This window comes from Floricoccus penangensis (assembly GCF_001832885.1).
Taxonomy (GTDB): domain Bacteria; phylum Bacillota; class Bacilli; order Lactobacillales; family Streptococcaceae; genus Floricoccus; species Floricoccus penangensis.
In genome coordinates this window covers 159,825-186,128 of record NZ_MKIQ01000003.1, presented here as the reverse complement: position 1 = coordinate 186,128, position 26,304 = coordinate 159,825, and the positions used below count along the sequence as shown (strand labels likewise).

Below are 26,304 nucleotides of genomic sequence, written 5' to 3'. Positions count from 1 at the left end.
CTTTTAAAGTGTTTTTTATGATTTTAACATATATAATTAATATCAAAATGAATTGATTGGATAATTAATATGAGAAAAATAATATTGACCAGAATCTATGACAAGGATTTTCCTTCAGGGTTTAGAATTCTTTGTGACCGTATTTGGCCACGTGGAATATCCAAAGAAAGGGCAAATCTTGATTACTGGGCCAAAGATATTGCTCCTTCAAATGACTTACGAAAATGGTTTAATCACGATCCAGAAAAATTTGCTGAGTTTTCTAATTTATATTTGGACGAACTTTCAAAAAATCCTAAAAGTAATGAGTTTGTAAATTTGGTAAGAGAAAGCTTGAAGAAAGAAGATGTACTTTTATTGATAGGTGCAAGAGATAATAAACATAATCATGGATTAGTATTAGAAGATTTTTTAAACAAGAGGCTTGCACAAAATGATTAATTGTAATATAATCTTGTTTATGCGATGAGTCGATTCGTGATTATTATAATCACGTCGAAGCAGTGGATATCTGGGGCTTAGCCCGTCAAGGATTGATGAGATATTGGTAAGTTGTGTGAACCTTCTTACCACGGATGAAAGTTTGCCACACAAGACCTAACCTTTGGTTAGGTCTTTTTTTGTACTTCTTTTAATAAAATGTTATATTTTGATAAAGGAGATATTTTTAAAATGATAGAGTACAGAGTAGCAACTATGGAGGATACTGAGCGACTCGCAGACCTAACTTCTAGAGCTTTTGAGTTTTGTCCCTTATTTTATAATGGATTGAGGGCTAGTTTTAACAGTCATGATGATTATTATATTTATATAAAAAAGCTATTTAAGGTGCTAGTTACAAGTTATGTAAGGAATTCATGTGGTGTAGTTGGAATTATCAATGATAAAATTGTATCTATGGCTTTGATTATTGAACCAGAATCTAAAGATATAGGGATATTTGAATATCTTAAATCTGGAGGCAAGTCACTTTTACCTAGTTTTATTAGTAGACCCCTTTTATCTTTACTAATAAGTATAGATGAAGGTCTAAAGTCTTGTGTATCTAAAAGAGATAGTAAAACTTGGCATTTAGAGATGCTTGCTGTTGATGTTGAAATGCAAGGCGAAGGATTAGGTAGTCATATGATGGAAAACTGTGTTTTTCCAATGGTAATTAAAAATGGTGCCAAAAATATGACTTTAGTAACAAATGAAGATAAAAATACAACTTTTTATAAAAAATTTGGATTTAAAGAATTCAATCGTTCAATATTAAAACAAAAATATGGAGAAACTGATAATTGGTCATTCATTAAAAAGTTTGTGTAACAATTTTTGTGCTATGAAAGTCTCTCGGGACTTTTTTTTTGTTAACAAAAGTAGTATAATGGTGAAAATTTAGAATTTTCCAAATGGAAATAAAAAAAGGAGTTTATATGTCAAAATCTTATACAGTTGCAGTCGTTGGTGCCACAGGTGCCGTAGGAACTCAAATGATAAAAATGCTTGAAGAATCAACTGTTCTACCTATTAAAAAGGTTAAGTTGCTTTCAAGTATCCGCTCTGCTGGTAAGGTATTGCAATATAAGGGACAAGATGTTGTCGTAGAAGAGTTGACTGAGGATTCTTTTGGTGATGTTGATATTGCACTGTTTTCAGCTGGTGGTAGTGTATCAGCTAAGTATGCACCATATGCTGTTAAGTCAGGAGCAGTTGTAGTTGATAATACTAGTCATTTCCGTATGAATGAAAATGCACCATTAGTTGTTCCTGAGGTAAATGCCCATGCACTTGATTCACATAAAGGGATAATTGCCTGTCCAAACTGCTCAACTATTCAAATGATGGTGGCATTAGAACCAATACGTAGAAACTATGGACTTAAACGTGTTATAGTGTCTACTTATCAGGCTGTATCTGGTGCGGGAGCAAAAGCAATTCAAGAAACTATGGATCAATTAGGTCAAGTAGTAAATGATGGTGTGAATCCTGCTGATTTGAAGGCTGAGATTTTACCATGCTCAGGCGATAAGAAACACTATCCCATTGCCTTTAATGCCCTTCCGCAAATCGATGTTTTTACTGACAACGATTATACATATGAAGAAATGAAGATGGCTAATGAAACTAAGAAAATCATGGAAGATGATTCAATTCAGGTTTCAGCAACTTGTGTACGTATTCCAGTAATAACAGGACATTCTGAATCAGTGTATGTAGAGACTGAAAAAGTAGCGGATATTAAAGATGTTAAAGAAGCAATTGGATCTTTCCCTGGTGCAGTATTAGAAGATGATACTAGTAATCAAATTTACCCACAAGCAGTCAATGCAGCTGGTAAAAAAGAAACATTTGTAGGTCGTTTGAGAAAAGATTTAGATGTTGAAAATGGTATCCATATGTGGGTCGTTTCAGATAACCTTCTTAAAGGAGCTGCATGGAATTCAGTTCAAATCGCTGAAACATTACATGAACGTAATCTAGTTAGACCAACCGAAGAGTTAGTATTTGACCTTATTTAAAGGCAAGGAGATATTATGACAGTTAATCCATTAAAAGACGCTAGAATTATTACAGCTTTAGTGACTCCGTTTAAAGAAAATGGAGATATAAATTTTGAAGCATTGCCTAAATTGATTGAACATTTGATTGATCATCATACTGAAGGATTAATTCTCGCAGGTACAACAGGTGAAAGCCCAACGCTAACACATGATGAAGAGTTAGAACTTTTTGCAGCTGTACAAAAAATTGTTGATGGAAGAATTCCATTAATTGCAGGTGTCGGAACAAATGATACTCGTGACTCAGTTAACTTTGTTAAGGAAGTTGATAATTTTGGAGGATTCGCTGCTGGACTCGCTGTTGTTCCTTACTATAATAAACCAAGCCAAGAAGGTCTATTTCAACATTTCACAGCAATAGCTGATGCAAGTGATTTACCTATTATTCTCTATAATGTTCCTGGTCGTACTGTAGCTAGTCTCGATGTTGCCACAAGTTTACGACTTGCTGAACATCCAAATATTATTGCCATAAAAGAGTGTACAGGAGTGGAACATCTTACTGAATTAATTGAAGGGGTTCCAGATGATTTCTTAGTATACACTGGTGAGGATGGGCTTGCCTTTCATGCCAAAGCATTAGGAGCACAAGGTGTTATATCTGTTGCATCGCATGTAGCAGGTAATGATTTCTACAAAATTTTTGAAAGTCTTGATAATGGAAATGTCCAAGCAGCAGCTGAAGTTCAAAGAAAATTACTTCCTAAAGTGAATGCACTATTCTCATTACCTAGTCCTGCTCCAGTCAAAGCAGTATTGAATCACCAGGGATTCAATGTTGGACCACTTCGTTTACCTCTTGTTGCAGCAACAAGTGGAGAAGCAGAGAAAATTATTAATATTGTTGAAAAATAAAAAGGCTTGTCTCTTGTGAGACAGCCTTTTTCAGTCAATATTTACTAAGTGTAAGGGGAGTTTATCATCAGATAATCCTTTTAACTTTAATAACTCTTTAGGTTGTATAGAATCAATTTCATTCATATCAATCCAGAATAATGATTGATTATTTTCTTCATTAGGTTGGTATTCTGATTTGTAATCAATTCCGACTTTATAAACGAATAAATACTCATGATAGGGAACTTTAAGATTAAAAAGATTTTCAATTACAGCCATAAACTTTGTTGATTTAGGTTTTTCGCCAATTTCTTCATATACTTCTCTTTTTACAGCTTCTTGGCTGGTTTCTCCAAATTTTATCCTTCCACCAGGAAGAGATATCACTCCATCAAAGAATTTACATACTAAAAGTTTTCCATCATGTTCTATCCAGGCAGCAGTTCGAACATTCACTTTTCCATCATCAGTTAATATAGTTAAGTCATTAGCCATACGAATCCTCCTTTTCTTTTTATTAATATATCATATTTTTGAAATATATTGTTGATAGCTATCAAAATTGAAATTTTTAGTGATTAATGGTATACTTTGGAAAGTGTATCAATCGGTAGTAACTGGTAGCAGTTACTTGTAAAATCTAAGTATTACTACTTGGATAAAATAAATAATTGGAGAAAAATAAATGAGTGATATAAAAATAATTCCCTTAGGTGGAGTACGCGAATTTGGGAAAAATATGTATGCAGTTGAAGTTGATGAATCAATTTTTGTACTCGATGCTGGGTTAAAATACCCAGAGACAGAGATGCTTGGTGTTGACTTTGTAATCCCGCAAACAACTTACCTTGCTGAAAATGCTGAACGTGTTGCTGGTATTTTCCTAACACATGGACATCCAGACTCAATAGGTGGTTTACCTTACCTATTAGCAGAAGTTAATGCTCCAGTGTTTGCTAGTGAATTAACTGTTGAGCTTGCGAAACTTAATGTAAAAGATTACGAAGCAACAAAAAAATTCAATGATTTTCATATTGTAAATGAGAAAACTGAAATTGATTTTGGTGGAGTAAATATCTCTTTCTTCAGTACAACTCATACAATTCCTGATAGTCTTGGTATTGTAATTGGAACAAAAGAAGGAAATATTGTTTACACTGGTGACTTCAAATTTGATCCAGCAGTAACTCAAGGATATAAAACAAATCTTGGTCGTTTGGCAGAAATCGGAAGTCAAGGTGTTCTTGCCCTCCTAAGTGATTCAGCGAATGCTTTATCAACAGAACAATCAGCAAGTGAAAATGAAGTTGCTGAAAAAATTTATGACGTGATATCTGACTGGGAAGGTAGAGTTATTGTTGCCAGTGTTGCAGGTAACCTTGCTCGTATTCAACAAACTATTGATGCTGCGGCTCGTGCTGGTCGTGCTGTTGCTTTAACAGGTCATGATATGGACCAGATTGTTGAAACTGCCCGTCGTCTAGGAAAATTAACCGTTGATGATGGAATGATTGTTCCACTTAAAAACATCAAGAACTATGCCGATGATGAAATTTTGATTTTAGAGGCTGGTCGAATGGGTGAGCCGATTAGAGCAGTTGCAGATATGGCAACAGGTCGTAATAAACAGGTTAAAATAAAAGAAGGCGATTTAGTATTTGCTGTAACAAGTCCTACAGTTTCAATGGAAACTTTTGTAGCTAAGACTGAAAATATAGTATATAAAGCTGGTGGAATTATGAAATTGTTAGCTGCTGAAATTAAAGTTTCAGGACATGCTAATGTGCGTGATTTACAAACAATGATTGACATCATGCAACCAAAAAATCTAATTCCTGTTCAAGGTGAATATCGTGAGCTAGAAGCACATGCCGAGTGTGCGATGGAAGTTGGTATTAAACCAGAAAATATTTTCATTGAAAAACGAGGCGATATCCTTTCATATGAAGATGGGGTATTTGTTCCGGCAGGCGCAGTTACAGCAGATAATATAATGATTGATGGTAGCGGTGTTGGTGACATCGGAAGTATCGTGCTTCGAGATAGAAAGATTCTCTCAGAAGATGGAATTTTCATTGCTGTAATTACTATCAGTAAGAAGGATAAAAAGATTATCAGTCGTGCTAAAGTACACACAAGAGGTTTTGTATATGTGAAACAAAGCCGTGATTTAATAAAGGATAGTGCTAACTTAGTAAATGAAACTGTAAGTAACTATTTAGAAAAAGATGAATTTGATTGGACTGAAATTAAACAAGAAATCAGAGATGCACTGGGTAAATATTTATATGAGCAAACTAAGAGACGTCCTGTTATCTTGCCAGTAGTAATGGAAGTTCGTTCAGAAGAAAATCTTAAAAATAATCGTAAGAAAAAAGCAAAGAAAAAAGCACAAGCTAACGAAGAAGAGTAATTGTTTTTTGTAATAGAACTTATTGATGATAAAATTAAAAAATTGTGCTATAATTTATTTTATCTATTGAAAAATTTCAGGAGAAGCTATGTATAACGCACTTGTAACAATTTTACTTATATTATCAGTGATTATTATTATTTCAATTATTATGCAACCATCAAAACAAGATCCAGCAGCTAGTGCATTTTCTGGTGGTGGTGAACAATTATTTGAAAGAAGAAAAGCACGTGGTTTTGAAGCAGTAATGCAAAGATTTACAGCAGTAATGGTAACTGTATGGTTAGCTGTTGGTTTTGCATTAGTAATACTATCAAGTAAGTAAATAGATTAAGCTGAGCTGGGATTTCCCAGCTCTTTTGAAATGTAAATTCTCTCAGTCGTTTTGATTAGAGAAAACAAATAAAATTAAAGAAATAAATTAAGAGAAGGAAATGAATATTAGAAATAAAATAAAAGAGTATCTGTTTAATTCCCCTGATAAATCAATTAGCATCCAAGATTTGGCTAAAGATTTAGAACTGGATAAATCAGAAGACTTCAAAGAGTTTATAGGCGTAGTTGCCTTAATGGAGTCACAACATGAAATAGAATTTAATGATTTAGGTGAAGTTAGCCTGTTTAAAAAATTAGAAGTAAGTAAAAAGACAGGAATTGAAGGTATTTTTCATGCCAATGCAAATGGCTTTGGATTTGTAACTATTGCACCTGATGAACCTGATGTTTTTATACCACGAGGAAATACAAATTTTGCCCTTGATCAAGATAGGGTAAGTTTACAAATTATTAAACCTGCTAATCCTTTAACAGGAACTTCTGCTGAAGCAAAAGTTATTGATGTGGTTGAGCGGAATTTGAAGCACATGGTAGGTCAATTTGTTGCCTTTACTAAAGAGCAAGAAGAAGAGAGCGATTTAATTGGATATATAATCAGTAAAAATAAAAAAGTTCCATATAATGTCTATCTTAGTCCGAAAGGATTACGTCCTGAAAATGGACAAATAGTCAAAGTGGAAATTACTCATTATATTGAAAAAGAATTCCCAGATTCAATGCAAGGTCTTGTTATTGAAATTATTGGTAATCAAGACGATAAGGGAATTGATGTATTGGAAGTACTTGAGAGTATGGATATTCGTTCAGCTTTCCCACAAGAAGTGATTGACGAGGCTAATGCAGTATCTGACACGGTTGAATCAAGTGATTTCATGGGAAGAGTTGATTATCGAGATCAAATCATCTTTACAATTGATGGTGAAGATGCTAAGGATTTAGATGATGCCGTTCATATAAATATATTACCAAATGGTAATTTTGAACTTGGTGTTCATATTGCAGATGTTTCTCACTATGTGACAAATGGTTCAGCACTTGATAAAGAAGCTTATGAGCGTGGAACAAGTGTCTATGTGACTGACCGTGTAGTTCCAATGCTACCTGAGAGATTATCAAATGGAATCTGTTCCTTAAATCCACAAGTTGATCGTCTAACTCAATCATGTGTAATGGAAATAGACCATCAAGGTAAGGTAGTTGATTATCAAATTTCTCAATCAGTTATTAAAACAACTGAACGCATGACTTATACTGACGTTAATAAAATGATTAATGGAGATGTTGAGACGCTTGAAAGATATGCAGATATTGCTGAAAGCGTAGATCATATGAAGGGTCTTCATGAAATCCTAGTTAAGATGAGACATGACCGTGGGTCTATTGACTTTGATACAGAAGAAGCAAAAATCATTGTTGATTCAAATGGTAAGCCAGTTAATATTGTTAAACGTAATCGTGGTGTAGCTGAAAAACTCATCGAATCATTTATGTTGATTGCAAATGAAACTGTCGCAAGTTTCTTCCAAGATGCCGATTTACCATTTATCTATCGTATACATGAACATCCAAAAGCGGATAAACTTGCAAGGTTTATTGATTTTGCATCAGCCTTCGGAGTACCAATTAAGGGTACAGCTCAAAAAATGAGTCAAAAAGACTTGCAAAATTTTATGCTTAAAATTAAAGGTAAACCAGGTGATGCAGTTCTTTCAACTATGCTTCTTCGTTCTATGCAACAAGCTAGATATGACGATAAGAATGAAGGACACTATGGTCTGGCAGCTGAAAACTATACACACTTTACCAGTCCAATCCGTCGTTATCCTGACTTAATCGTTCATAGATTAATTAGAGAAATGGCTTATCCAGATAAGAAGACAGTAGATTACTGGGCAGAAAAAATTCCAGAAATAGCTAAACATTCAAGTGAAATGGAGCGCCGAGCAGTTGATGCTGAGCGTGAAGTTGAGAAGATGAAAAAAGCAGAATACATGGAACAATTTGTTGGTCAGGACTTTACTGGAGTTATCTCATCAGTCACAACATTTGGATTCTTTGTTGAGTTACCAAATACAATTGAAGGTTTGGTCCATATCAAGACTCTTGACGGAGAATATTTCAATTATCTAGAAAGAACCATGACTTTACAAGGTGAAAAAACTGGTCTTACTTTCAAAGTAGGTCAAGAGGTTAAGGTTAATTTGGTTCGATCTGATAGACAGACTGGTGACATTGATTTTATCCATATACCAAGTGAACTTGATTTAGTTGAGAAAAGAAGTAAATCTAAGCCTAATTCAAGACGATCTAAGGACAAGGATGCTAAACGTGGTGACTCAAAGAGTCGTGATAGAAAGTCTTCTGATAAGAAAAATGAGAAAAAACCTTTTTATAAAAAAGTAGCCAAAAATAGTCAGAAAGGTGGAAAGAGAAGTGGCAAAGGGTCAAGGAAACGTAGTCGCTCAAAATAGAAAAGCGAGCCATGACTATGAAATCGTAGAAACTTTTGAAGCTGGAATCGTTTTGACGGGGACAGAGATTAAAAGTGTCCGTGCAGCTCGTATAAATCTTAAGGATGGTTTTGCTCGTATTCGTAATGGAGAAGTATGGCTTTCAAATGTTCATATTTCACCATATGATGAGGGGAACATTTATAATGTAGACCCAGTTCGAGCACGCAAACTTTTACTCCATAGAAAACAAATTGACAAAATAGATTCAGAACTTTCAACAAATGGAATGACATTTATTCCATTGAGAGTATATCTAAAAGACGGTTATGCCAAAGTTCTAATGGGACTTGCCAAAGGTAAGAAAAATTATGACAAGCGTGAAACCATTAAACGCAAAGAACAAAACCGTGAAATAGCAAGACAACTGAAAAATTACAATAGATAACCTCCAATTTTGGAGGTTTTTTCTTATATAATAAGTTTTAAATATTATTTTGTAGTATAATAACAATTAAAGACACAAAAATGATTGGAGATTTATGAAGAATGAACTTGCCCTAAGTGGTGAAGAAATTAAAGAGATGGTATATCCAGACTTATTTGAAAATATCGGCATGATTCGTGGAGAGTATCCAATCAGGGAATGTGGCAAAAATATACTTACCAAAGATTGTCAGGATTTTTTTAAAAAATATTTGAAGGGTATTTGTAAAATATATCAAAAACAGGAAGTATGGTATCGCTTTTCTGAATTGACTGTTTCAGAGGCAAATTCTTTGGTGGGAACAGAAGAAATTTTACCAGATAATCATCCATTATTTGGAATCAGAGGTTTAAGACGTTCTCTTCAATACCTTGATGAATTTGAAGCAGAAATAAAAGTTATCAATGATGTACATAGTGAATATGACAATCTAGCAGTCTTTTTTCCTTTTGTAAACGATGGAAAACAGTTAAGAAGAGCTATCGATATCCTGCGAAAAAGTGGCTATAGTGGTAAGGTGGGGACAATGATTGAGCTTCCGTCTGCATATTTTGATTTGGATAATATTTTACAGACTGCTATCGAGAAAATTGTTATTGGTATGAATGATTTGACTTCTTTTGTTTATGCAGCTGTGCGTGATAGTCAGTGGCATGAGATGAATAGTGAAATTATGATGAATATTATTGAAGATATTGCTAATAGAGCTAAGAAATATGATGTGGATGTTGCAGTAGCAGGTTACCTTGATGAAAATATTATTAATAACCTTCAAGAAAAAGGAATAAAAGCAATTGTTCACTATAGTCTGATTCCTCAAATTTATGGTCGCGGTATCGAATTCCCAAATCACCTAGCAGAGGTGAAAAAGTTTACTAAAGAAAATATAAGAAATTTAGGTAAAAAAGATGATTGAGAATTTAGTGAAAGTAAGAGACAGACTATTGATAGATATAGAAAAATATTTTGATTCTTGCAAAGATGTAGGGATGATTTTTATAGGTGGTTCAATTGCAAATGGGAGTCCAGATGAGTTTTCTGACATAGATTTTCGTATTGTTGTTTCAAAGCAAGTTGAAAAATCAAAAATATTACTTGAATTCTTAGACTCCTTTCAAGATAAAATAGCTTTCGTCGAAACACTAGCTGATAATTATGCAGTTGTTCACTTTAAGTCTTTTATAAAATTAGATATTTTTGTTTATTATAGATCTGACTTAAGCCCAACACCTTGGACAAAAGACATTTTAATTCTTATAGATAGTGATGATTTTTTGAAAAATTTAAGAGAAGAATCAAAGATTATAGAGACAATTTTTACATCTGAAGAACTCACTTTCATTTTTAATAAATATGTTGCCTATATGCATGAACTTTATCGAAGAACCATACGAAAAGAGTATAATTACGCTGAATACTGTACACTAATGATGAAAAATTCCTTGGTTTCACTATGGCAAATTGAAAAGGGTGAAATTGCTAATTCATTTGGAGATTGGAGTAAGTATGAAGGAAATCGTAGTAAGCTAGATTCTTATCAGAAGAGATTTCTTAAAAAATACACTCCAGTTGAATTTGGTGAAATTGGCGATTTTGCAAAGAATATAAACGATGAAATTTTAAAAGCAACTAAACGTATTGTCGAAATTGATAAACTAGGTTTTGAGTATAATAAGTATGAAAAGCTTATTAATTATTTAAATTGGAATGATATGAATTGAAATGAAAAAAATTATAAAAATAAAAATTGAAGATTATTTAATGAATGAATATAATTGTTCTAAAGAACAACTTAGTGGAGATAATCTTTTTTTCACAATAAAAACAGATGTCGAGAATTCGTTTGTAAAGATATTTATTTATAATAATAGTTTAGGTGTTTGCTCTTCAGAAGTATTGTCTCCTAAGTTAAATGAAATGTTAGAAGGCAAGTCAAGAGATGAAATATTTGAATTGCCTCTTGTTTACGGTCAAACAATTCATTATGTTCCTTCTGATTGCTTCAATGATAGTCAAATTAAGACAGATCTAGGCATGAAATTTAACTACCAATTTTTCATTGACAAAGAAATTCAACCATTACAAGCAATTTCTGGATTTGATAACTCTCTTTCTTTTGACTCTAAAGGTGATACTGATACTAAAGCAGTTTATATAATCAAAGATAAGGGTGAAGTAGTCGCAGTTGCTGGTGCAGCGGAAACCAGTATCGATGGATTTTGGGAAGTGGGAATTGATGTGTTGGAGAAATATAGAAAATTCCATTTAGGTACAGAACTAGTTTCAAGATTAACTCAAGAACTCTTAAAACGGAGAATTGTTCCTTTTTATTCGGCTTCTGTTACAAATATTGCCTCACAAAGATTAGCTATTAGAGCTGGATATGTACCAGTATGGGTTGATACGTATTCAAACATTTTTGATGGAAATTATATTTATACGGATATGTTGAAGAATTCATTGTAGAAATATTAATAAAATTTAGGAGTAACATATGCCATATTTTTTAACAAGTAGTCCAATTCATCCTGATAAAGATGAATTAAATTCTGCTAATAATTTTGTGACCAATCTTGAAAAATATTTGAATGGTGAAATTTCAGGTCTTTTCATTTGTTCAGACCCTGATTCTTATGAGATGACTGATAAGTATTCTGCGTCTATGAGAGATTCATTTGTGAATTCAGGTTTTTCTTTTGTAAGTTTCCATACTCTTGATAATCGTAATAAAGCTCAAGCAAAAGATTTGGTCGTAAATTCTGATTTGATTATTCTTGCTGGTGGTTATCCTCCATTACAGAATTCTTTTTTTAATGATATAAATCTTAAAAATTTACTATCAAATCAAGATAAGGTGATAGTTGGTTTTAGTGCTGGTTCTATGAACAGTGCAGAAATTGTTTACGCTCAACCTGAGTTTGAAGGCGAAGCTACTTCAAAAGATTATCAGAGATTTTACCCCGGACTTGCGCTTACTAAAGTGATGATTTTGCCACATTATCAGGATATCAAAGATGAAGTTCTTGATGGGATGAAGTTATTTGAGGAAATTACCTATCCAGATAGTTTTGGTCGTAAGTTTTATGCTTTTAATGACGGAACTTACCTCTTGGGTGATGATAATTCAGAAAAAATATATGGTCAGTCCTATCTAATTAGTGAGGGTGTAATAAGTCAGCTATCAGGTGATGATGAAATTTATCAGTTATCTTGAGTATAAAATATTCTATTTTTTCCTCCTAAGTGCTAAAATAAAAGAATGACAAACTCACCGATTGAAAAATATCTAGAAGATATTTATAAACGTTTTATTAAGAATAATGATGGACAGCTTGCAGATTATATTCCAGAGCTTGCGACTGTTGACCCAGATAGATTTGGACTTGTTTTGGCTACGGCTGATGGTCAGGTCTATAAGTATGGGGATACTTCTGACGAATTTACCATTCAGTCTATTTCTAAGCCCTTTACTTATGGTCTTGCTATATCTGATAATGGCTTTGACTATGTTGATAGAAAGATTGACGTAGAGGCTTCAGGAGATGCCTATAACGAGATTTCTTTAGATGCTGATACTCATAGGCCAAAGAATGCCATGATAAACGCTGGGGCTATTACAAGTACTTCTTTGATTAGAGCTGCTTCAAGTGAAGAAAGATATGAAAGAATAAGAGAGTTCTTTTCTAAATTTGCTGCGCGTGATTTATCACTTGACCAAGCAGTTTATAATTCTGAGCTTGAGACCGGTCACAGAAACCGTGCCATTGCCTGGATGCTGAAGAACTTTGATATCATCGAAGGAAATCCTGAGGAAGTAATTAGAAGCTATTTTGAACAGTGTTCGACTTTAGTTTCAACAGAGGACTTAGCAATTATGGGGGCAACTCTTGCAAACAATGGGGTCAATCCTATCAGCGGAGAAGAAATCCTTGACCCAAGCATTGTTGAAAGAATCCTCTCTGTCATGATGACGGCTGGAATGTACGATGGCGCGGGTGACTGGATGACGTCAGTTGGGATTCCTGCAAAATCAGGAGTTGGCGGAGGGATTTTGGGAGTCCTCCCAGGTCAGCTTGCTATTGCTGTTTTCTCACCATTACTCGACCGTCACGGGAGTTCTGCGCGTGGAGTGGCCGCTTTTGAGACAATAAGTAGCGACTTAAACCTGCACATTATGAATGTCAATAAGAGCGCATCTTCCGTGATTAAGTCAATTTATACTATTGATGAACGTCCATCAATTTTGAGAAGAACTACCGATGAGGAAGAAGTTCTAGATAAATATGGTTATAAGGCAAAAGTCATTGAAGCAGAAGGAGATATTTTATTTTCTGGTGCTGAAACTCTAATAAGAGAGTCAATGAAGGATGCTGATGACATTGATATCTTTATCTATGACAATACTTTGGTAAAGAGCATTACTGATGGTAATGAAGAAGACATCGTAAGAAAAATGATGTACGAGGTTGGAGAAGAAAAACTTGCTCAAGGGAAAAGAGTTGTTATTGTAGACCCTAGTGGAAGATATCTGGATAACAATACAAACGAGGATATTAAGGTATTTAAAAGTACGGAATCAGCTCTTCAATGGGCGGAAGAAAAGATATTAAAAAAATATTCCGATCCTGATGTAAATACCTCATCATCGATAGTACCTATAAATGACTTTGAATTTTTTACAAATTTTGATGAGAAACAAATTAAGGATTTTGTAGACTTGCTCAAACCTTTATCATATAAAAATGGTGATAAGATTGCCTCAGTTGGTGATGAAAATAAAGGAATTTATTTTATTACCAAGGGCAAGGTTACGGCAAGTAAAAAAGAAGGAAATAATTCCCAAAATTATCGTCGAATTACTATTTTGATTGCTGGAATGACTTTCGGAGAAATAGCCCTTACTAGTGGTGATAAGGCAAAATTTGATATTTGGTGCCAAGCTGATACAGAACTTCTCTATCTTTCAAAGGATGCCATCAATAAAATGACAATAGAAAATCCATCCCTCGCGGCTGCTATGTGGAAGGCAATCGCATTAGATGGATATAGTCTCTTTGATAGAACATTAAGGCAGTTATCATCACGAGTAGAACAAGAAGAAATATAAATTAATCCAGTCTGACGATTGTCAGACTTTTTTTGACCTCTTAATCAATAATTTATACCTCTTACCCAAAAGTTATAGTTTTGGATAATATTTAATGATAATATTACCTTAAAGGAGAGGGATGTATGAAAGTAAATCTTTATATAGACGAGAATGAAAAAGATCCAAGAATTGATATTTATTCTGATGCTATGAATGAAGAGATAGAAGAAATTTTAAAGTTACAAAATTTAATTACTAATAAAAATATAGTTGCATATTCTGATGATAAAATTTTTATCTTCGAACCCGAAGAAATTGTAAGAATTTACTCAGAAAGCAGAAAAGTATTGGTTGAGACCTTAGATAGTAAAATTTATAAGCTTAAGATACCCTTGTATGAAGTGGAAGAAGTGTTTCAAGAAGAGTTTATTAGGATAAGTAAAAGTGAATTAGTAAATTTTTTTCAACTTCAGCAATTGGAACAAGCATTTAATGGACAAATAAAACTTACCCTCAAAAATGGACAAATAGCTTATGTTTCAAGAAGATTTGTTAAAGAATTGAAAAGGAGGTTGGGAATATGAAGATATTTAAAAATATTTTAAAAGGTGCAAGTTTTGGAATTACAATTGGATTTTTAATTTCACTAATAGTCTCCTCATTTTATGAAGGTGGTGTCTACTATCCATCAAGCCCTAATTTTGTTAGTTCATTTCCAAGAGAAGTTGATGCTATTTGGTATTCAATTGTTATTTGGACCTTAATTGGATTATTATTCACATGCGCAGGTTTAATTTTTACAATTGAAGATTGGTCTTTATTGAAAAAAACATTTATTCATTTTATAGTGACCCTTGTAATTTTTTCATTAATTTTTAAATTTACGGGCTGGACTGATTTATCGATAAAAAGTTATATGATTTGTGTATCTATTTTTTGTTTAACATATATTATCATATGGACGTTAACATATAAAACAACGGACAAGGAACTTGAGATGATTAATAATAAATTAACTTCTAAAAAAATTGATAAAGATTACACTGAAAGATTACGTAAAAGAAGAGCACATCAAAAAAGGTATTCAATCAGATTTGGACAAGATATTAATTGGGATGAATTTTTAAATAATGATTTCGTTAAAATGAATATTGATTTTATTAGTTTATCGAAAAGTAAAAAAAGCATGCAAGTTTGGTGCTCTTATACATCTGTTCAAATTTGTGAAGAACTATCTAAGATTACCTTTGTTCCTAAAGATAAAATAACTGTAACGGATTTAGGTGCATTTGCTAATCTTTCTTTTGTAAGATTATAACTCTAATGAAACATGATAATAATGTATATGTTTTGATTAATTAATAATTAATAACAAGAGAAAATTCGAGAAGAACTATCTGAAGTTACTATAACTGATATGACTAAACTAGATAGTTTTCATTGTTTTGGTTTTTGAAATTCATATATGTATATCATAATTAAAACGCCAGAATCTTATCTGACGTTTTTTAAAAATTATTTTTTTTGATGGTAATTTAGCAATTTGATCCATTATCTTCAGGTTGAAGTCTATGAGTTTTTCATGGATAGCCATATAATCAGAATTTGTTTGATCAATACCTTTATCGCTTATCAATTTTTCAAATTTAATTTTTGCTCTATTAATATCTTGTTGTCCTGTCAAAATATACATTTCATCTGAGGAAGTGATCGAGCTAGGGTTATCAATAAATCCTTGAAGCTTATCATAATAGTCTTTATAGCTTTGTGCCACTTCATTTGCTGAGTCAATAACTTCTTTAGGCAAAGTAGAATTGTCAAGTCCAAGATCAAATTGACTACCTTTTAAGTCTTGAGTATCAGTCTTTGTTTGATTAGAATCTTCTTTAGCAGCAAGTTCTTGAGTGCTTTCTTCAATTTTCGAAGTGTCATTTTTACTAGTCGCTGTTTCTTTAGATACTTCACTTTTCTTTGATGAAGAGCATGCGTTGAGTGATACTAGACTAAGTATAGTTGCACTTAAAACTAGCCCTTTTTTTAATAAATTCTTTTTCATTTTTTCTACTTTTTTTTATTAAAAACTTTATATAGCGCTTACATTATTATTTTAACAAATTATAAAATAAAGTAAATATAAAAATATTTAATAATCTTAAAAAAGAAAAGACGTTATAAATAAAACGTCTTTTCTTTTATTCAAAATCATCTTTTTCAAAAGCAACCGAAGGATAATGACCAATTTTTGAAAGATCAGTGTCATAAGGTACACCGTAAATCATTAGATATTCATCTTCTTTGAAGTTTGCTTCATAGAAGTCCCTTATTAGTTCTTTATCTTCAGAAATAAATAAGACTTCAGCAACTTCAAAGTTATTTTCCATTCGTCCACGAACAATAACTTTTAAAGGATGTTCATTATCTAGACCGTTCAATGCCATTTTATTCATAAAGAAGACTCCTTTATTTTTTTGAATTTACATTAATCTTTACTTTTCTTATTCACATATTTATCTGTAATTACAAAATAGATAAATCCAACAGACCCTGATATTAGTAATAATATTAAAAGTTTGGTTGTGAAGGATAAGTCTTTTTGTATAAGATAATTTGTTGATATAAAATATATTAACAAATTGATTAGCACACCAATTATTCTTTGCACTTTTTCACTCATAAGCACCCCTGGATTGCTTATATTTAGAGATTATAAGACTTTAATGATTTCAAGTATATATATATATCTATTCAAAGATTAAAAGATCCTTACTTGTTTTAGTAAATGGTACTACGCCAGTATCTGTCATATGCATACAGTCTTCAATACGTACGCCAACTTTTCCTGGAATGTAGATACCTGGTTCAATTGAGAAACACATACCTTTTTCCATAACCACATCATCAACACCACCAAGTGATGGGAATTCATGGCAATCCATACCAATACCATGACCAGTACGGTGAGTGAAGTATTCGCCATATCCAGCTTTTGTAATCACATCACGCGCAACCTTGTCAATTTCATTAGCTGTAACGCCTGGTTTTGCAAAGTCCATAGCAGCTAATTGAGCTTCTAGAACAATATTATAGATTTCAGTATCAAACTCACGTGGTTTTCCAATTGAAATAGTACGAGTAGCATCACTTGCATAACCATTTTTCATAACACCAAGGTCAAATAGAAGGAATCTGTTACGTTCGATAACATTTGTTCCAGGCATACCATGAGGGTTTGCGGCATTATCGCCAGTTAGAACCATTGTGTCAAATGACATTTTTGAAATACCTAGACGTTTCATCTCGTATTCAATTTTAGCAATTACATCCATTTCAGTTGCCCCTGGATTTTCAGCAGCATATTTAAAACCAATTTCAAAGGCTTTATCTGCATAGTCACCAGCAACCATCATTTTTTCAATTTCATCTTCAGATTTAATAATACGAAGTCTTTGAATTAATGGACTAATATTAACAAATTCATTACCAAAAACAGATTGTAGACCCTGAGATTTCTTAAGATTGATGTCTTCGTATTCAACAGCAATTTTCTTAACATCTAAGTTACCAACATGACTCTGGATAGCCTCCCAAGGGTTTTCATTGTCAGTATAACCAAATACATCAAAATCAACTATATTGCTTGCAGGTTCAACTTCAAGTGCAGGGGTGAATAAGATTGGGTCACGATCGGTGAAAATCATAAGTCCCATAATTCTTTCATGTGGATCAGACTCAAAACCAGTTAGATAGTTAATAGTAGTTGGGTTAGTTAAAAAAGTCATCTCGCTGTCGTTAGCTTCAAGAAATTTTTGAATTTCAGTAAATTTATTAGTCATTATTACAAATTTCTCCTTCATATAATATAGAAATAATTATACCACTAAAAAAAAGTTTTGTAATTCAGACTGGTATATTTTGATTCTCACTGTAAATTTGAGGTAAAAATTTAAAAATTAGTTAACCAAATCTTTATAAATAAGGGGTTTTTTAAAGTAATTTCAGGATAGAATGACTGAAAAAGAAGTTTAATATTTCACAAAAAAAGATTGGTACATTTTTTCTGAAAACAAATAATATATACTTGTAAATGCTTACATATACTGGTATACTGAATTTGAAATATCGTTTTCACAAAGTTTTCAGTAAACGATTACAGTATGAATAAATTATTAAGGAGATGTAAAGAAAAATGGAAGAAACAGCAATTACCATTTATGACGTAGCGCGTGAAGCAAATGTTTCAATGGCTACAGTTAGCCGTGTTGTTAACGGGAATCCAAATGTACGTGAGGCAACTAGAGCAAAAGTTCTTGAAGTAATTGATCGACTAGACTATCGACCAAATGCTGTGGCACGTGGGCTTGCAAGTAAGAAGACAACAACTATTGGAGTTGTTATACCTGATATTTCAGATACTTATTTTGCAACATTAGCGCGTGGTATTGACGATATTGCAACTATGTATAAATACAATGCAATTATTGCTAACTCAGATAGTGATGATAAAAAAGAAGTACATGTAGTTAATAATCTATTAGCAAAACAGGTTGATGGAGTTATTTTTATGGGAAATCGTATCACTGATAGTGTTCGTGCAGAATTTTCTCGCAGTAGAACTCCGGTTGTACTTGCAGGGACAGTTGATGAGGATGAACAATTTGCTTCAGTGAATATTGATTATGTTTCAGCAAGTCGTGAAGCAGTTAACCAATTAGCTAAATCAAATAAGAGAGTTGCCTTTTTATCAGGACCATTAGTTGATGAAATTAATGGACAACGTTTAACAGGTTATAAAGAAGCTCTCAAAGAAAATAAATTGAAATATACAGAAGCTTTAATTTTTGAAAGCAAGTATAGCTATGAAGATGGTATTGCTATTGCTGAGAGAATTAAAAATAGTGGAGCAACCGCTGCCTATGTAGCAAATGATGAGCTCGCTGTTGGCCTTCTTAATGGTCTTTTAGATCTTGGGCTTAAAATTCCAGAAGACTTTGAGATTATAACAAGTAATAACTCACCTGTTACTAATTATACGCGCCCATCTATTTCAAGTATTGAACAACCGTTATATGATATTGGTGCGGTTGCAATGCGTCTCTTAACAAAACTTATGGGTAAAGAAGAGATTGAAGAAAAGACTGTCATTCTTCCTCACGGTATAGTAGAAAAAAATACAACAAAATAAAAAGAAAGAAGATAAAATTTTTATCAATTGGTAAGATCAGTGTTAATATTATGGGAAATCCTTTTTGTAGGAGGATTAATTCTTTCATTATTGTTAATCACAGTTGTTGATGTTATCTTGAAAAAAGAGAAAGGTCTTGTAAATTACTGTAAGACTTTTTTACAAGATTCAATATTCACAGTTGTGATATCGCTTGGAATATTAAGGTTTTATTTGAATAAAAAAAATATATTAGTCTGGAGTGAATACTTTAGAAAATATTTTTTCCTTAAATTTTTAATCTTCCTTTTGGGCATTGGGATAATTTTTGTATTAACCAAATATATTTTAAGAAAACTTGGTATTGTACAAGGAAATGATAAAAAAAGAGGAATCTTAGGGTATTTATCTCTTATTGTATCAACTATACTATTTGCTGGAGGTATCGCTTTAGCAGTAGGTAGCAGATGGTTTATTTCATTCTTTGGTAAATTGACACCAGAACAATTTTTGTTTAATTTTAATTCACCAGTTAGTGGTGGTGAAGATGGTGTTATGCTTGAAATCTATTCAACTCCAGTTCTTGTTACAGTTGCACTTACAGTTCTTTTTATCACTGTATTTTGGCCAAACATTAAATTAGGTCTTGGTAAAAAGACATTAATTCCTGCACGTTTTTATAGATTGATTGCATTATTAATTGGAATTGTAACATTTGTATACGGAGCAAATTACAGTATAAAAGAATTGGATCTGAAGAAAGTATATCAAGCATACTATAGCGATTCTTCTTACATAAAAGATAATTATGTAGATCCAAAAAAGACTGATTTAAAGTTTCCAACCCAAAAAAGAAATTTGGTTCATTTTTATTTAGAATCATATGAGAATTCATTTTTTGATAAAGAAAATGGTGGTTATGGATATGAAGGGCATAACTTAATGCCTGAGCTGATGGAACTTTCTAAAGAAGGGATTCATTTTTCACAAAATGAAACATTTGGTGGACCAAATCAGACCTATGGATCAAGTTGGTCTGTGGCTTCTATGGTAAACATGAGCACAGGACTTCCGCTTAAAATACCAATGGATGGAAATTCATATGGTAAAACAGGTTACTTCCTACCAGGTGCTACTGCGATAGGAGATATATTACAAAAAGAAGGTTATGAACAGACTATTATGTTTGGCGCAGATGCTAACTTTGGTGGTTTAACATCATTCTTTACCAATCATGGTGATTACAATATTTTTGATTTAGAATATGCTCGTAATAGTGGTTTAATTCCTAAAGATTACAAAGTCTGGTGGGGATATGAGGATAAAAAGTTATATCAGTACGCTAAGGATGAAATGACACGTTTATATGAAACAGGTAAACCTTTTAATTTAACAATGGAGAATGCTGATACACATTTTCCAAATGGATATTTAGAGCCTGGTACTCCAACACCTTATCAATCACAATATGCAAATGTCTTCTTACAATCTCAAAAAGATGTTGTTGAACTAGTTCGTTGGATTCAAAAGCAACCATTCTATGAAAATACTACGATTGTATTAACTGGGGATCATTTAAGTATGGATAAGGATTATTTTAAAGATTTCGATCCAGGCTATAGAAGATCAACATTTAATTTAATCTTAAATGGGGACTTCTCTAACAAAGAAATGATTCAAATGAATAATAGAGAGTACGCACCATTTGACTATTTTCCAACTGTATTAGCAGCTATGGGTGTTGATATAAATGGTGATAGATTGGGATTAGGTACAAACCTTGCTTCTGATACAAAAACTCTTGTTGAACGAGACGGTGTTGATACCGTAAATCAACGACTGGGAGAAAATAGCGACTTTTACAATAGGGCATTTGTTAGTGAAAGTGGGGAAAATATTGATGGTGTCAAAGTTTCAGAACGTAAATTGAATAAATGATGTTCTTATTATTTAGAGAGAGGAATAAAATTTCTTCTCTTTTTTATTTACGGCTTGTTTTCAGATTTTTTTAAGGACTAACAAATAGAATAATAAAAAATATGATAGAATGGAGATATGAAAATGTTTAAAATATTATTAGTAGAAGACGATCTAAGCCTCTCAAATTCAGTATTTGATTACTTAGATAGTTTCATTGATGTTACACAAGTATTTGATGGAGAAGAAGGGCTATATGAGGCGGAATCAGGTATTTATGATTTAATTTTATTAGACCTTATGTTGCCAGAGAAGAGTGGTTTTGATGTTTTAAAAGAATTAAGAGAGAAAGGAATTGATACACCTGTGCTTATCATGACTGCTAAGGAAAGCCTTGATGATAAAATGCATGGTTTTGAGATTGGAGCTGATGACTATCTAACGAAACCATTTTATTTAGAAGAGCTCAAGGCTAGAATTCAAGCATTATTGAAACGTGCAGGAAAACTTGAAGATACTAATTTATCTTATGGTGAACTTTCTGTTAATCCAGCAAATAATACAGTAAAAATAGGAGAAGATTCGGTAGAAATTTTAGGTAAAGAATTTGATCTTTTGGTGTATTTACTTCAAAATCAAAATGTAATTTTGCCAAAGGAACAAATATTTGATCGAATTTGGGGTTTTGATAGTGATACTACTGTAACCGTTGTAGAAGTTTATATTAGTAAATTACGAAAAAAACTAAAGGATAGTGAATTTGCTAAGAATTTAAACACTTTGAGAAACGTTGGATACATTTTAAGATAGTATGAAGAAAATTGACTTTAGATCATTTTTACACTTTTTCATTGCTTTTACTGTAATCTTCGTTTTACTCACAGTAATAATTTTGCAAGTCTTATCTTCAGGTCTATATAAGTCAACGGATGAAAATATACAGAAGCTTGCATCTAATCCTCAGAAATTAGCTTCAATAGCTTTAACGGGAAGCAATGACGGAGTATTTAATGATACAAATAACGGAATCCATTCCTTCAATAATGAAGAGTCAGGTGATTACCTAAAATCTGCAGGAGACTTTGGACCAAATGAGACTATTATTGTTTATGATGCCAAAGGTAATATACTAAATCCGTCAAAAATTGATATTTCAGATAATCTTATTTTAAAATCTATTAAATTTGATAATTCAAGCCTAAATTCTATAAAAAGTGTTACGGTGACTAATCCGTATGGTAGAGATATGCAATTTAGGACAGAAATAATTGAGCCAAAATTTAACCCTTCAATAACAAACATTGCTTACATTCAGATTTTAGTAAATACTAACCAACTTTCTGAAAGTTTAAGCAGAAGTAGAGTGATAATAATTTCAGTTATGGTTGTTTTCTGGTTTGTTTCTCTCGGGGTTTCAATCTATCTTTCGCAATGGAGTAATAGGGTACTTTATAAAGCATATGAGAAACAAAAAAGTTTCGTTGAAAATGCCAGTCATGAATTACGAACACCTTTAGCCATTTTACAGAATAGATTAGAATTACTTTTTCAACACCCTAATGCTTCAATCATCGATGAATCAGAAAATATTTCTGAAAGTTTAAATGAAGTACGAAATATGAGGATTTTAACAAGTAATCTTCTTAATCTCGCGAAACGTGATGAAGGATTGAAAATTAAATTGACTAATGTTGATAAAAGCTTTTTTGAAACTATTTTTGAAAATTATCAGATGTTGGCAGAAAATAGAGGCAAAAAGTTTACCAGTTCGGTAGAATTAAATGACAATAAAATTAAAATTGATGAGAGCCTAATTAAGCAAGTTTTAACAATTTTATTTGATAATGCCATTAAGTATACGGGTGAAGATGGAGAGATTCACATAGATATAAGAGAAAAAAACGGAAATTTAGTTATGAAGGTCTTTGATAATGGAGAAGGTATTAGTCCAGATGATCGTGAAAAAATCTTTGACCGTTTCTATCGTGTTGATAAAGCACGTACAAGAGCAAAAGGTGGCTTCGGTCTAGGATTGTCACTTGCAAAACAAATAGTTGAACACTTACATGGGAAAATACAAGTTTCTAGTAATCTTCCAAAAGGATCAATATTTACAGTTAGATTAAAGGTATAGCAATGACGATTTTTGACCAAATAGATAAAATAGATAAAAAAAATCTTTCTCCACTTTATTTAATATATGGAGAAGATGAGGATATTTTATCTGAAGCAAAGCAAAAAATATTAGAAAAAATACAATTTTCTTCTGATAATTTAAGCCAATCATATATAGATTTGAGTGAATCTGATAGTAAATTTGCATTGGAAGAACTTGAAAGCTTACCTTTTTTTGACGATCAAAGAATTGTAATCTATGAGAATTTCTGGGATATATCAACTGCCAAGAAATCAGTCTTTACAGAACAAGAGTTGAGTCGATTCGAGGGATTTGTAGATAATCCAGTTGATACGACTGTTTTAATTATTATTGTTCACGGAAAACTTGATAACAAGAGAAGAGTTGTTAAAAAACTTAAGCAAAAAAGTATTGTTTTTGAAGCTGTTTCTCTTAAAGAAAGTGAATTAAGTAGTCACCTTCTTACTTTGTCAGGACAAATGGGCATGGACATTTCTGCCACAGCAATGAAAAGATTACTTGAAAAGTCATCTTTCAGTTTTGGATTAGCAAAAAAGAATCTTGATTTATTGAAGTTATATAAGCCTTATGGAGAGATAAGTATTGCTGATTTAGATTTAGTGTTGCCAAAAACTTTACAGGATAACATTTTTGATTTAACTGAAATGCTACTAAAAGGTCGTATTAAAGAAGCACGTTCCCTTATCAATGACTTAGTAATTCAAGGTGAGGACGTAATAAAATTGCTTTCAATTCTTACAGGTAATTTTAGACTTTATTATCAAGTAAAACTTTTACAGAAAAAGGGAAATTCACAAGCACAAATTACTGAGCAATTAAAAATACATCCATATAGGGTGAAGCTTGCGCTACAAACGGTAAGTAAATTATCATTAGAATTTCTAAGTCAAACTATATATGATTTAATTAATTTAGATTATCAAATTAAATCTGGATATGGGGATAAAAATTATCTTTTTGATGTGGAAGTAATAAAAATTGCTCTGAGTAGAGTGAAATAGATTAAAAAAGACAGATTCCAAATGAATTTGTTTTTTTATGAATTAAGTCATAGTCATTATGATTATAATAACATCATCTATAGTTATTAACTATTAAATGTGGAATTTATTTAGTATAGCAAAAGTTATCGAAATTTGAGCCTTTTAGTTGACTGAAAAAGGTAAATATTAGAAAATAGACATGTTAACGTTTTCTCATTTAAATTTCTTGTGAAAATGAGAGGGACATTGTTAAATAAATATCGGTTTTTCGACTAATCGTTAATAATAGTAGACGATTTGTCTGATGATCCGAGGATTATATAATAGGAGGGCTTTAATGAAATTAAAGAAACTATTTACTGTCGGAGCTGTTTTGCTTACAAGTACAGCATTACTAGCTGCTTGTTCATCAGGTAGTAAATCATCTTCAAAAACAGAAGAATCAAAAAGCGATTCTAAAGTTACAAAGATTACAGTAGCACAAACTGCTGACTCTAGACCGTATTCATTCATGGATGGCGATAAACTAACTGGTTTTGATATTGAAGTACTAAAAGCTGTAGATGAAGCACTACCACAGTACGAGTTTGACTATAAAAAAGTTCCAGATGATTCAATCATAATGGATGTTGATACTGGTCGTGCTCAAATTGGTGCAAATAACTTTGGTAAAACACCAGAGCGTGAGAAAAAATATCTATTCACTTATCCAATTTCACAAAATGTGAACGCAATCTTCTCTCGTAAAGGTGATAACTTTAAGAGTATAGCTGACTTAGTTGGTAAAAAGACTTTAGTACCAACGGGTTCAAATTATGGAGCAATCTATGAACAATGGAATAAAGAAAATCCAGATAAGAAGATTGATTTTGCATACTCTGAAGATCCGTTAAAAGAAAGAATGGCAGCAGTTGAGTCAGGTAAAATAGATTTCATGTTCGCTAGTAAGTCAAATGGAGAAATTTTACTTAAGGAAAATGGACTTGATCTTGTAAATAATGTTCCTGACTTAAAAGACTATCCTATATTTGCAACATACGAATATTTCTTGCTTGGTCAAGATCAAAAAGATCTTCAAGAGGCAGTTAATACTGAGATTAAAAAACTTTCAGAAAACGGTAAGTTAAAAGAGCTTTCTGAAAAATTCTATGGAGCTGATTATGTTCCAGGTGAAGATCAATATAAATAAAGGTTATTAATAATTTACTAACAAAATTTTTTAAAAAATAAGGAGAAAATCATGGCATTTACATTACCAGAATTACCATACGCATACGACGCATTAGAACCATTTTTCGACGTTGAAACAATGCATTTACATCATGATAAACATCATCAAACATACATCACAAATCTTAATGCAGCTTTAGAAAAACACCCAGAATTAAAAGTCGAAAGTGCTGAAGATCTTGTTAAAGATTTAGATGCTGTTCCTGAAGATATTCGTACAGCTGTCCGCAATAACGGTGGTGGACATGTCAATCATTCATTCTTCTGGGAAATTCTTGCTCCAAATGCTGGTGGTCCAGCTACAGCTGAAATCGCTGACGCAATCAATGAATCATTTGGTTCATTTGAAGCATTTAAAGAAGAATTTAAAACTGCAGCAACAGGACGTTTTGGTTCAGGCTGGGCATGGTTAGTAGTCGATAAAGATGGAAAACTTCAAGTTGTTTCAACTGCAAATCAAGATTCACCATTAAGTGATGGATTAACTCCAGTGCTTGGATTAGATGTTTGGGAACATGCGTATTACTTGAAATACCACAACGTACGCCCTGACTACATCGCAGCATTCTTTGAATTAGTAAATTGGGATAAAGTTAACGAGCTTTATGCAGCAGCTAAATAATTCTGTAGAAAGCATGTCTTATGGCGTGCTTTTTTATTTAACCATCTGAGGCTACTGGAAAACTGATTTATACAC

The 26,304-nt window shown here is 32.4% G+C and carries 26 protein-coding genes; 22 read left to right on the top strand and 4 right to left on the bottom strand.

The features are described from left to right. The first annotated feature begins 69 nt into the window (after nucleotides 1-69). The 4 genes from BG262_RS01980 to dapA all read left to right on the top strand — a co-directional run bounded on the left by BG262_RS01980 (nucleotide 70) and on the right by dapA (nucleotide 3,401). Entirely contained in the window at nucleotides 70-441 is a 372-nt protein-coding gene (locus BG262_RS01980) for a DUF488 domain-containing protein (RefSeq protein ID WP_070787208.1), read from the top strand. A 231-nt stretch (nucleotides 442-672) separates the two neighbouring features. Beyond that, entirely contained in the window at nucleotides 673-1,311 is a 639-nt protein-coding gene (locus BG262_RS01975) for a GNAT family N-acetyltransferase (RefSeq protein ID WP_070787207.1), read from the top strand. Nucleotides 1,312-1,418: 107 nt separating this feature from the next. Then, on the top strand, nucleotides 1,419-2,504 hold the full coding sequence (locus BG262_RS01970) for an aspartate-semialdehyde dehydrogenase (RefSeq protein WP_070787206.1): 1,086 nt from the start codon (nucleotides 1,419-1,421) through the stop codon (nucleotides 2,502-2,504). Nucleotides 2,505-2,519: 15 nt separating this feature from the next. Beyond that, entirely contained in the window at nucleotides 2,520-3,401 is an 882-nt protein-coding gene (dapA, locus tag BG262_RS01965; RefSeq protein ID WP_070787205.1) for a 4-hydroxy-tetrahydrodipicolinate synthase, read from the top strand. 30 nt (nucleotides 3,402-3,431) lie between these two features. On the opposite strand, the gene BG262_RS01960 is transcribed toward dapA, so the two are convergent. Then, nucleotides 3,432-3,878 carry an NUDIX hydrolase gene (locus BG262_RS01960; RefSeq protein ID WP_070787204.1) on the bottom strand — a complete coding sequence of 149 codons (447 nt, stop codon included), beginning with the start codon at nucleotides 3,876-3,878 and terminating at the stop codon, nucleotides 3,432-3,434. Between the two features lie 190 nt (nucleotides 3,879-4,068). Between BG262_RS01960 and BG262_RS01955 the strand changes: the two genes are divergently transcribed. The 11 genes from BG262_RS01955 (at nucleotide 4,069) to BG262_RS01905 (ending at nucleotide 15,476) form a co-directional block, all read left to right on the top strand. Beyond that, nucleotides 4,069-5,796, top strand: a complete 1,728-nt coding sequence (locus tag BG262_RS01955; protein WP_070787203.1) for a ribonuclease J — start codon at nucleotides 4,069-4,071, stop codon at nucleotides 5,794-5,796. 88 nt (nucleotides 5,797-5,884) lie between these two features. Further along, entirely contained in the window at nucleotides 5,885-6,121 is a 237-nt protein-coding gene (secG, locus tag BG262_RS01950; protein ID WP_070787202.1) for a preprotein translocase subunit SecG, read from the top strand. Between the two features lie 109 nt (nucleotides 6,122-6,230). After that, complete coding sequence (gene rnr, locus BG262_RS01945) at nucleotides 6,231-8,603, top strand: ribonuclease R (protein WP_070787201.1); 2,373 nt, start codon at nucleotides 6,231-6,233, stop codon at nucleotides 8,601-8,603. Then, nucleotides 8,566-9,030 (top strand): SsrA-binding protein SmpB, encoded by a 465-nt coding sequence (gene smpB, locus BG262_RS01940; protein ID WP_070787200.1) that lies wholly within the window; start codon nucleotides 8,566-8,568, stop codon nucleotides 9,028-9,030. The genes rnr and smpB overlap by 38 nt, the downstream gene beginning before the upstream one ends. Before the next feature lie 94 nt (nucleotides 9,031-9,124). Continuing rightward, nucleotides 9,125-9,985, top strand: a complete 861-nt coding sequence (locus tag BG262_RS01935) for a putative PEP-binding protein (protein ID WP_070787199.1) — start codon at nucleotides 9,125-9,127, stop codon at nucleotides 9,983-9,985. Further along, complete coding sequence (locus BG262_RS01930; protein ID WP_083312865.1) at nucleotides 9,978-10,790, top strand: nucleotidyltransferase domain-containing protein; 813 nt, start codon at nucleotides 9,978-9,980, stop codon at nucleotides 10,788-10,790. Before BG262_RS01935 ends, BG262_RS01930 begins: the two co-directional genes overlap by 8 nt. A 40-nt stretch (nucleotides 10,791-10,830) precedes the next feature. Further along, on the top strand, nucleotides 10,831-11,535 hold the full coding sequence (locus tag BG262_RS01925; RefSeq protein ID WP_206598547.1) for a GNAT family N-acetyltransferase: 705 nt from the start codon (nucleotides 10,831-10,833) through the stop codon (nucleotides 11,533-11,535). 28 nt (nucleotides 11,536-11,563) lie between these two features. Next, nucleotides 11,564-12,283 carry a Type 1 glutamine amidotransferase-like domain-containing protein gene (locus tag BG262_RS01920; RefSeq protein ID WP_070787197.1) on the top strand — a complete coding sequence of 240 codons (720 nt, stop codon included), beginning with the start codon at nucleotides 11,564-11,566 and terminating at the stop codon, nucleotides 12,281-12,283. Nucleotides 12,284-12,328: 45 nt separating this feature from the next. Then, on the top strand, nucleotides 12,329-14,176 hold the full coding sequence (glsA, locus tag BG262_RS01915; RefSeq protein WP_070787196.1) for a glutaminase A: 1,848 nt from the start codon (nucleotides 12,329-12,331) through the stop codon (nucleotides 14,174-14,176). A 125-nt stretch (nucleotides 14,177-14,301) separates the two neighbouring features. Beyond that, nucleotides 14,302-14,742 carry a LytTR family DNA-binding domain-containing protein gene (locus BG262_RS01910; protein WP_070787195.1) on the top strand — a complete coding sequence of 147 codons (441 nt, stop codon included), beginning with the start codon at nucleotides 14,302-14,304 and terminating at the stop codon, nucleotides 14,740-14,742. After that, a complete protein-coding gene (locus BG262_RS01905) occupies nucleotides 14,739-15,476 on the top strand; it encodes a DUF3021 domain-containing protein (RefSeq protein ID WP_070787194.1) in 738 nt (245 codons plus the stop codon). The genes BG262_RS01910 and BG262_RS01905 overlap by 4 nt, the downstream gene beginning before the upstream one ends. A gap of 141 nt (nucleotides 15,477-15,617) precedes the next feature. Here BG262_RS01905 and BG262_RS01900 read toward each other — a convergent pair whose 3' ends face one another. From BG262_RS01900 to BG262_RS01885, 3 genes are all read right to left on the bottom strand, one after another. Beyond that, nucleotides 15,618-16,214 carry a hypothetical protein gene (locus BG262_RS01900; RefSeq protein WP_070787193.1) on the bottom strand — a complete coding sequence of 199 codons (597 nt, stop codon included), beginning with the start codon at nucleotides 16,212-16,214 and terminating at the stop codon, nucleotides 15,618-15,620. A gap of 136 nt (nucleotides 16,215-16,350) precedes the next feature. Continuing rightward, nucleotides 16,351-16,605, bottom strand: coding sequence for a zinc metalloprotease (locus BG262_RS01895; protein WP_070787192.1), 255 nt, complete (start codon nucleotides 16,603-16,605; stop codon nucleotides 16,351-16,353). A 294-nt stretch (nucleotides 16,606-16,899) separates the two neighbouring features. Next, the gene (locus BG262_RS01885) at nucleotides 16,900-17,991 is read right to left on the bottom strand and encodes a M24 family metallopeptidase (protein ID WP_070787190.1); all 1,092 of its coding nucleotides are present in this window, start codon (nucleotides 17,989-17,991) and stop codon (nucleotides 16,900-16,902) included. Between the two features lie 353 nt (nucleotides 17,992-18,344). Here BG262_RS01885 and ccpA point away from each other — a divergent pair, with 353 nt between their 5' ends. The 7 genes from ccpA (at nucleotide 18,345) to BG262_RS01850 (ending at nucleotide 26,229) form a co-directional block, all read left to right on the top strand. Further along, a complete protein-coding gene (gene ccpA / locus BG262_RS01880; RefSeq protein ID WP_070787189.1) occupies nucleotides 18,345-19,340 on the top strand; it encodes a catabolite control protein A in 996 nt (331 codons plus the stop codon). A gap of 39 nt (nucleotides 19,341-19,379) precedes the next feature. Continuing rightward, complete coding sequence (locus BG262_RS01875; RefSeq protein WP_233278810.1) at nucleotides 19,380-21,257, top strand: LTA synthase family protein; 1,878 nt, start codon at nucleotides 19,380-19,382, stop codon at nucleotides 21,255-21,257. Between the two features lie 123 nt (nucleotides 21,258-21,380). Next, on the top strand, nucleotides 21,381-22,046 hold the full coding sequence (locus BG262_RS01870; RefSeq protein WP_070787188.1) for a response regulator transcription factor: 666 nt from the start codon (nucleotides 21,381-21,383) through the stop codon (nucleotides 22,044-22,046). 1 nt (nucleotide 22,047) lies between these two features. Beyond that, entirely contained in the window at nucleotides 22,048-23,370 is a 1,323-nt protein-coding gene (locus BG262_RS01865) for a sensor histidine kinase (protein WP_070787187.1), read from the top strand. A 2-nt stretch (nucleotides 23,371-23,372) separates the two neighbouring features. Further along, complete coding sequence (gene holA / locus BG262_RS01860) at nucleotides 23,373-24,395, top strand: DNA polymerase III subunit delta (RefSeq protein WP_070787186.1); 1,023 nt, start codon at nucleotides 23,373-23,375, stop codon at nucleotides 24,393-24,395. Between the two features lie 319 nt (nucleotides 24,396-24,714). Further along, a complete protein-coding gene (locus BG262_RS01855) occupies nucleotides 24,715-25,566 on the top strand; it encodes a transporter substrate-binding domain-containing protein (RefSeq protein WP_070787185.1) in 852 nt (283 codons plus the stop codon). A 51-nt stretch (nucleotides 25,567-25,617) separates the two neighbouring features. Next, nucleotides 25,618-26,229, top strand: coding sequence for a superoxide dismutase (locus BG262_RS01850; RefSeq protein ID WP_070787184.1), 612 nt, complete (start codon nucleotides 25,618-25,620; stop codon nucleotides 26,227-26,229). The last annotated feature ends 75 nt before the right edge of the window (nucleotides 26,230-26,304 follow it).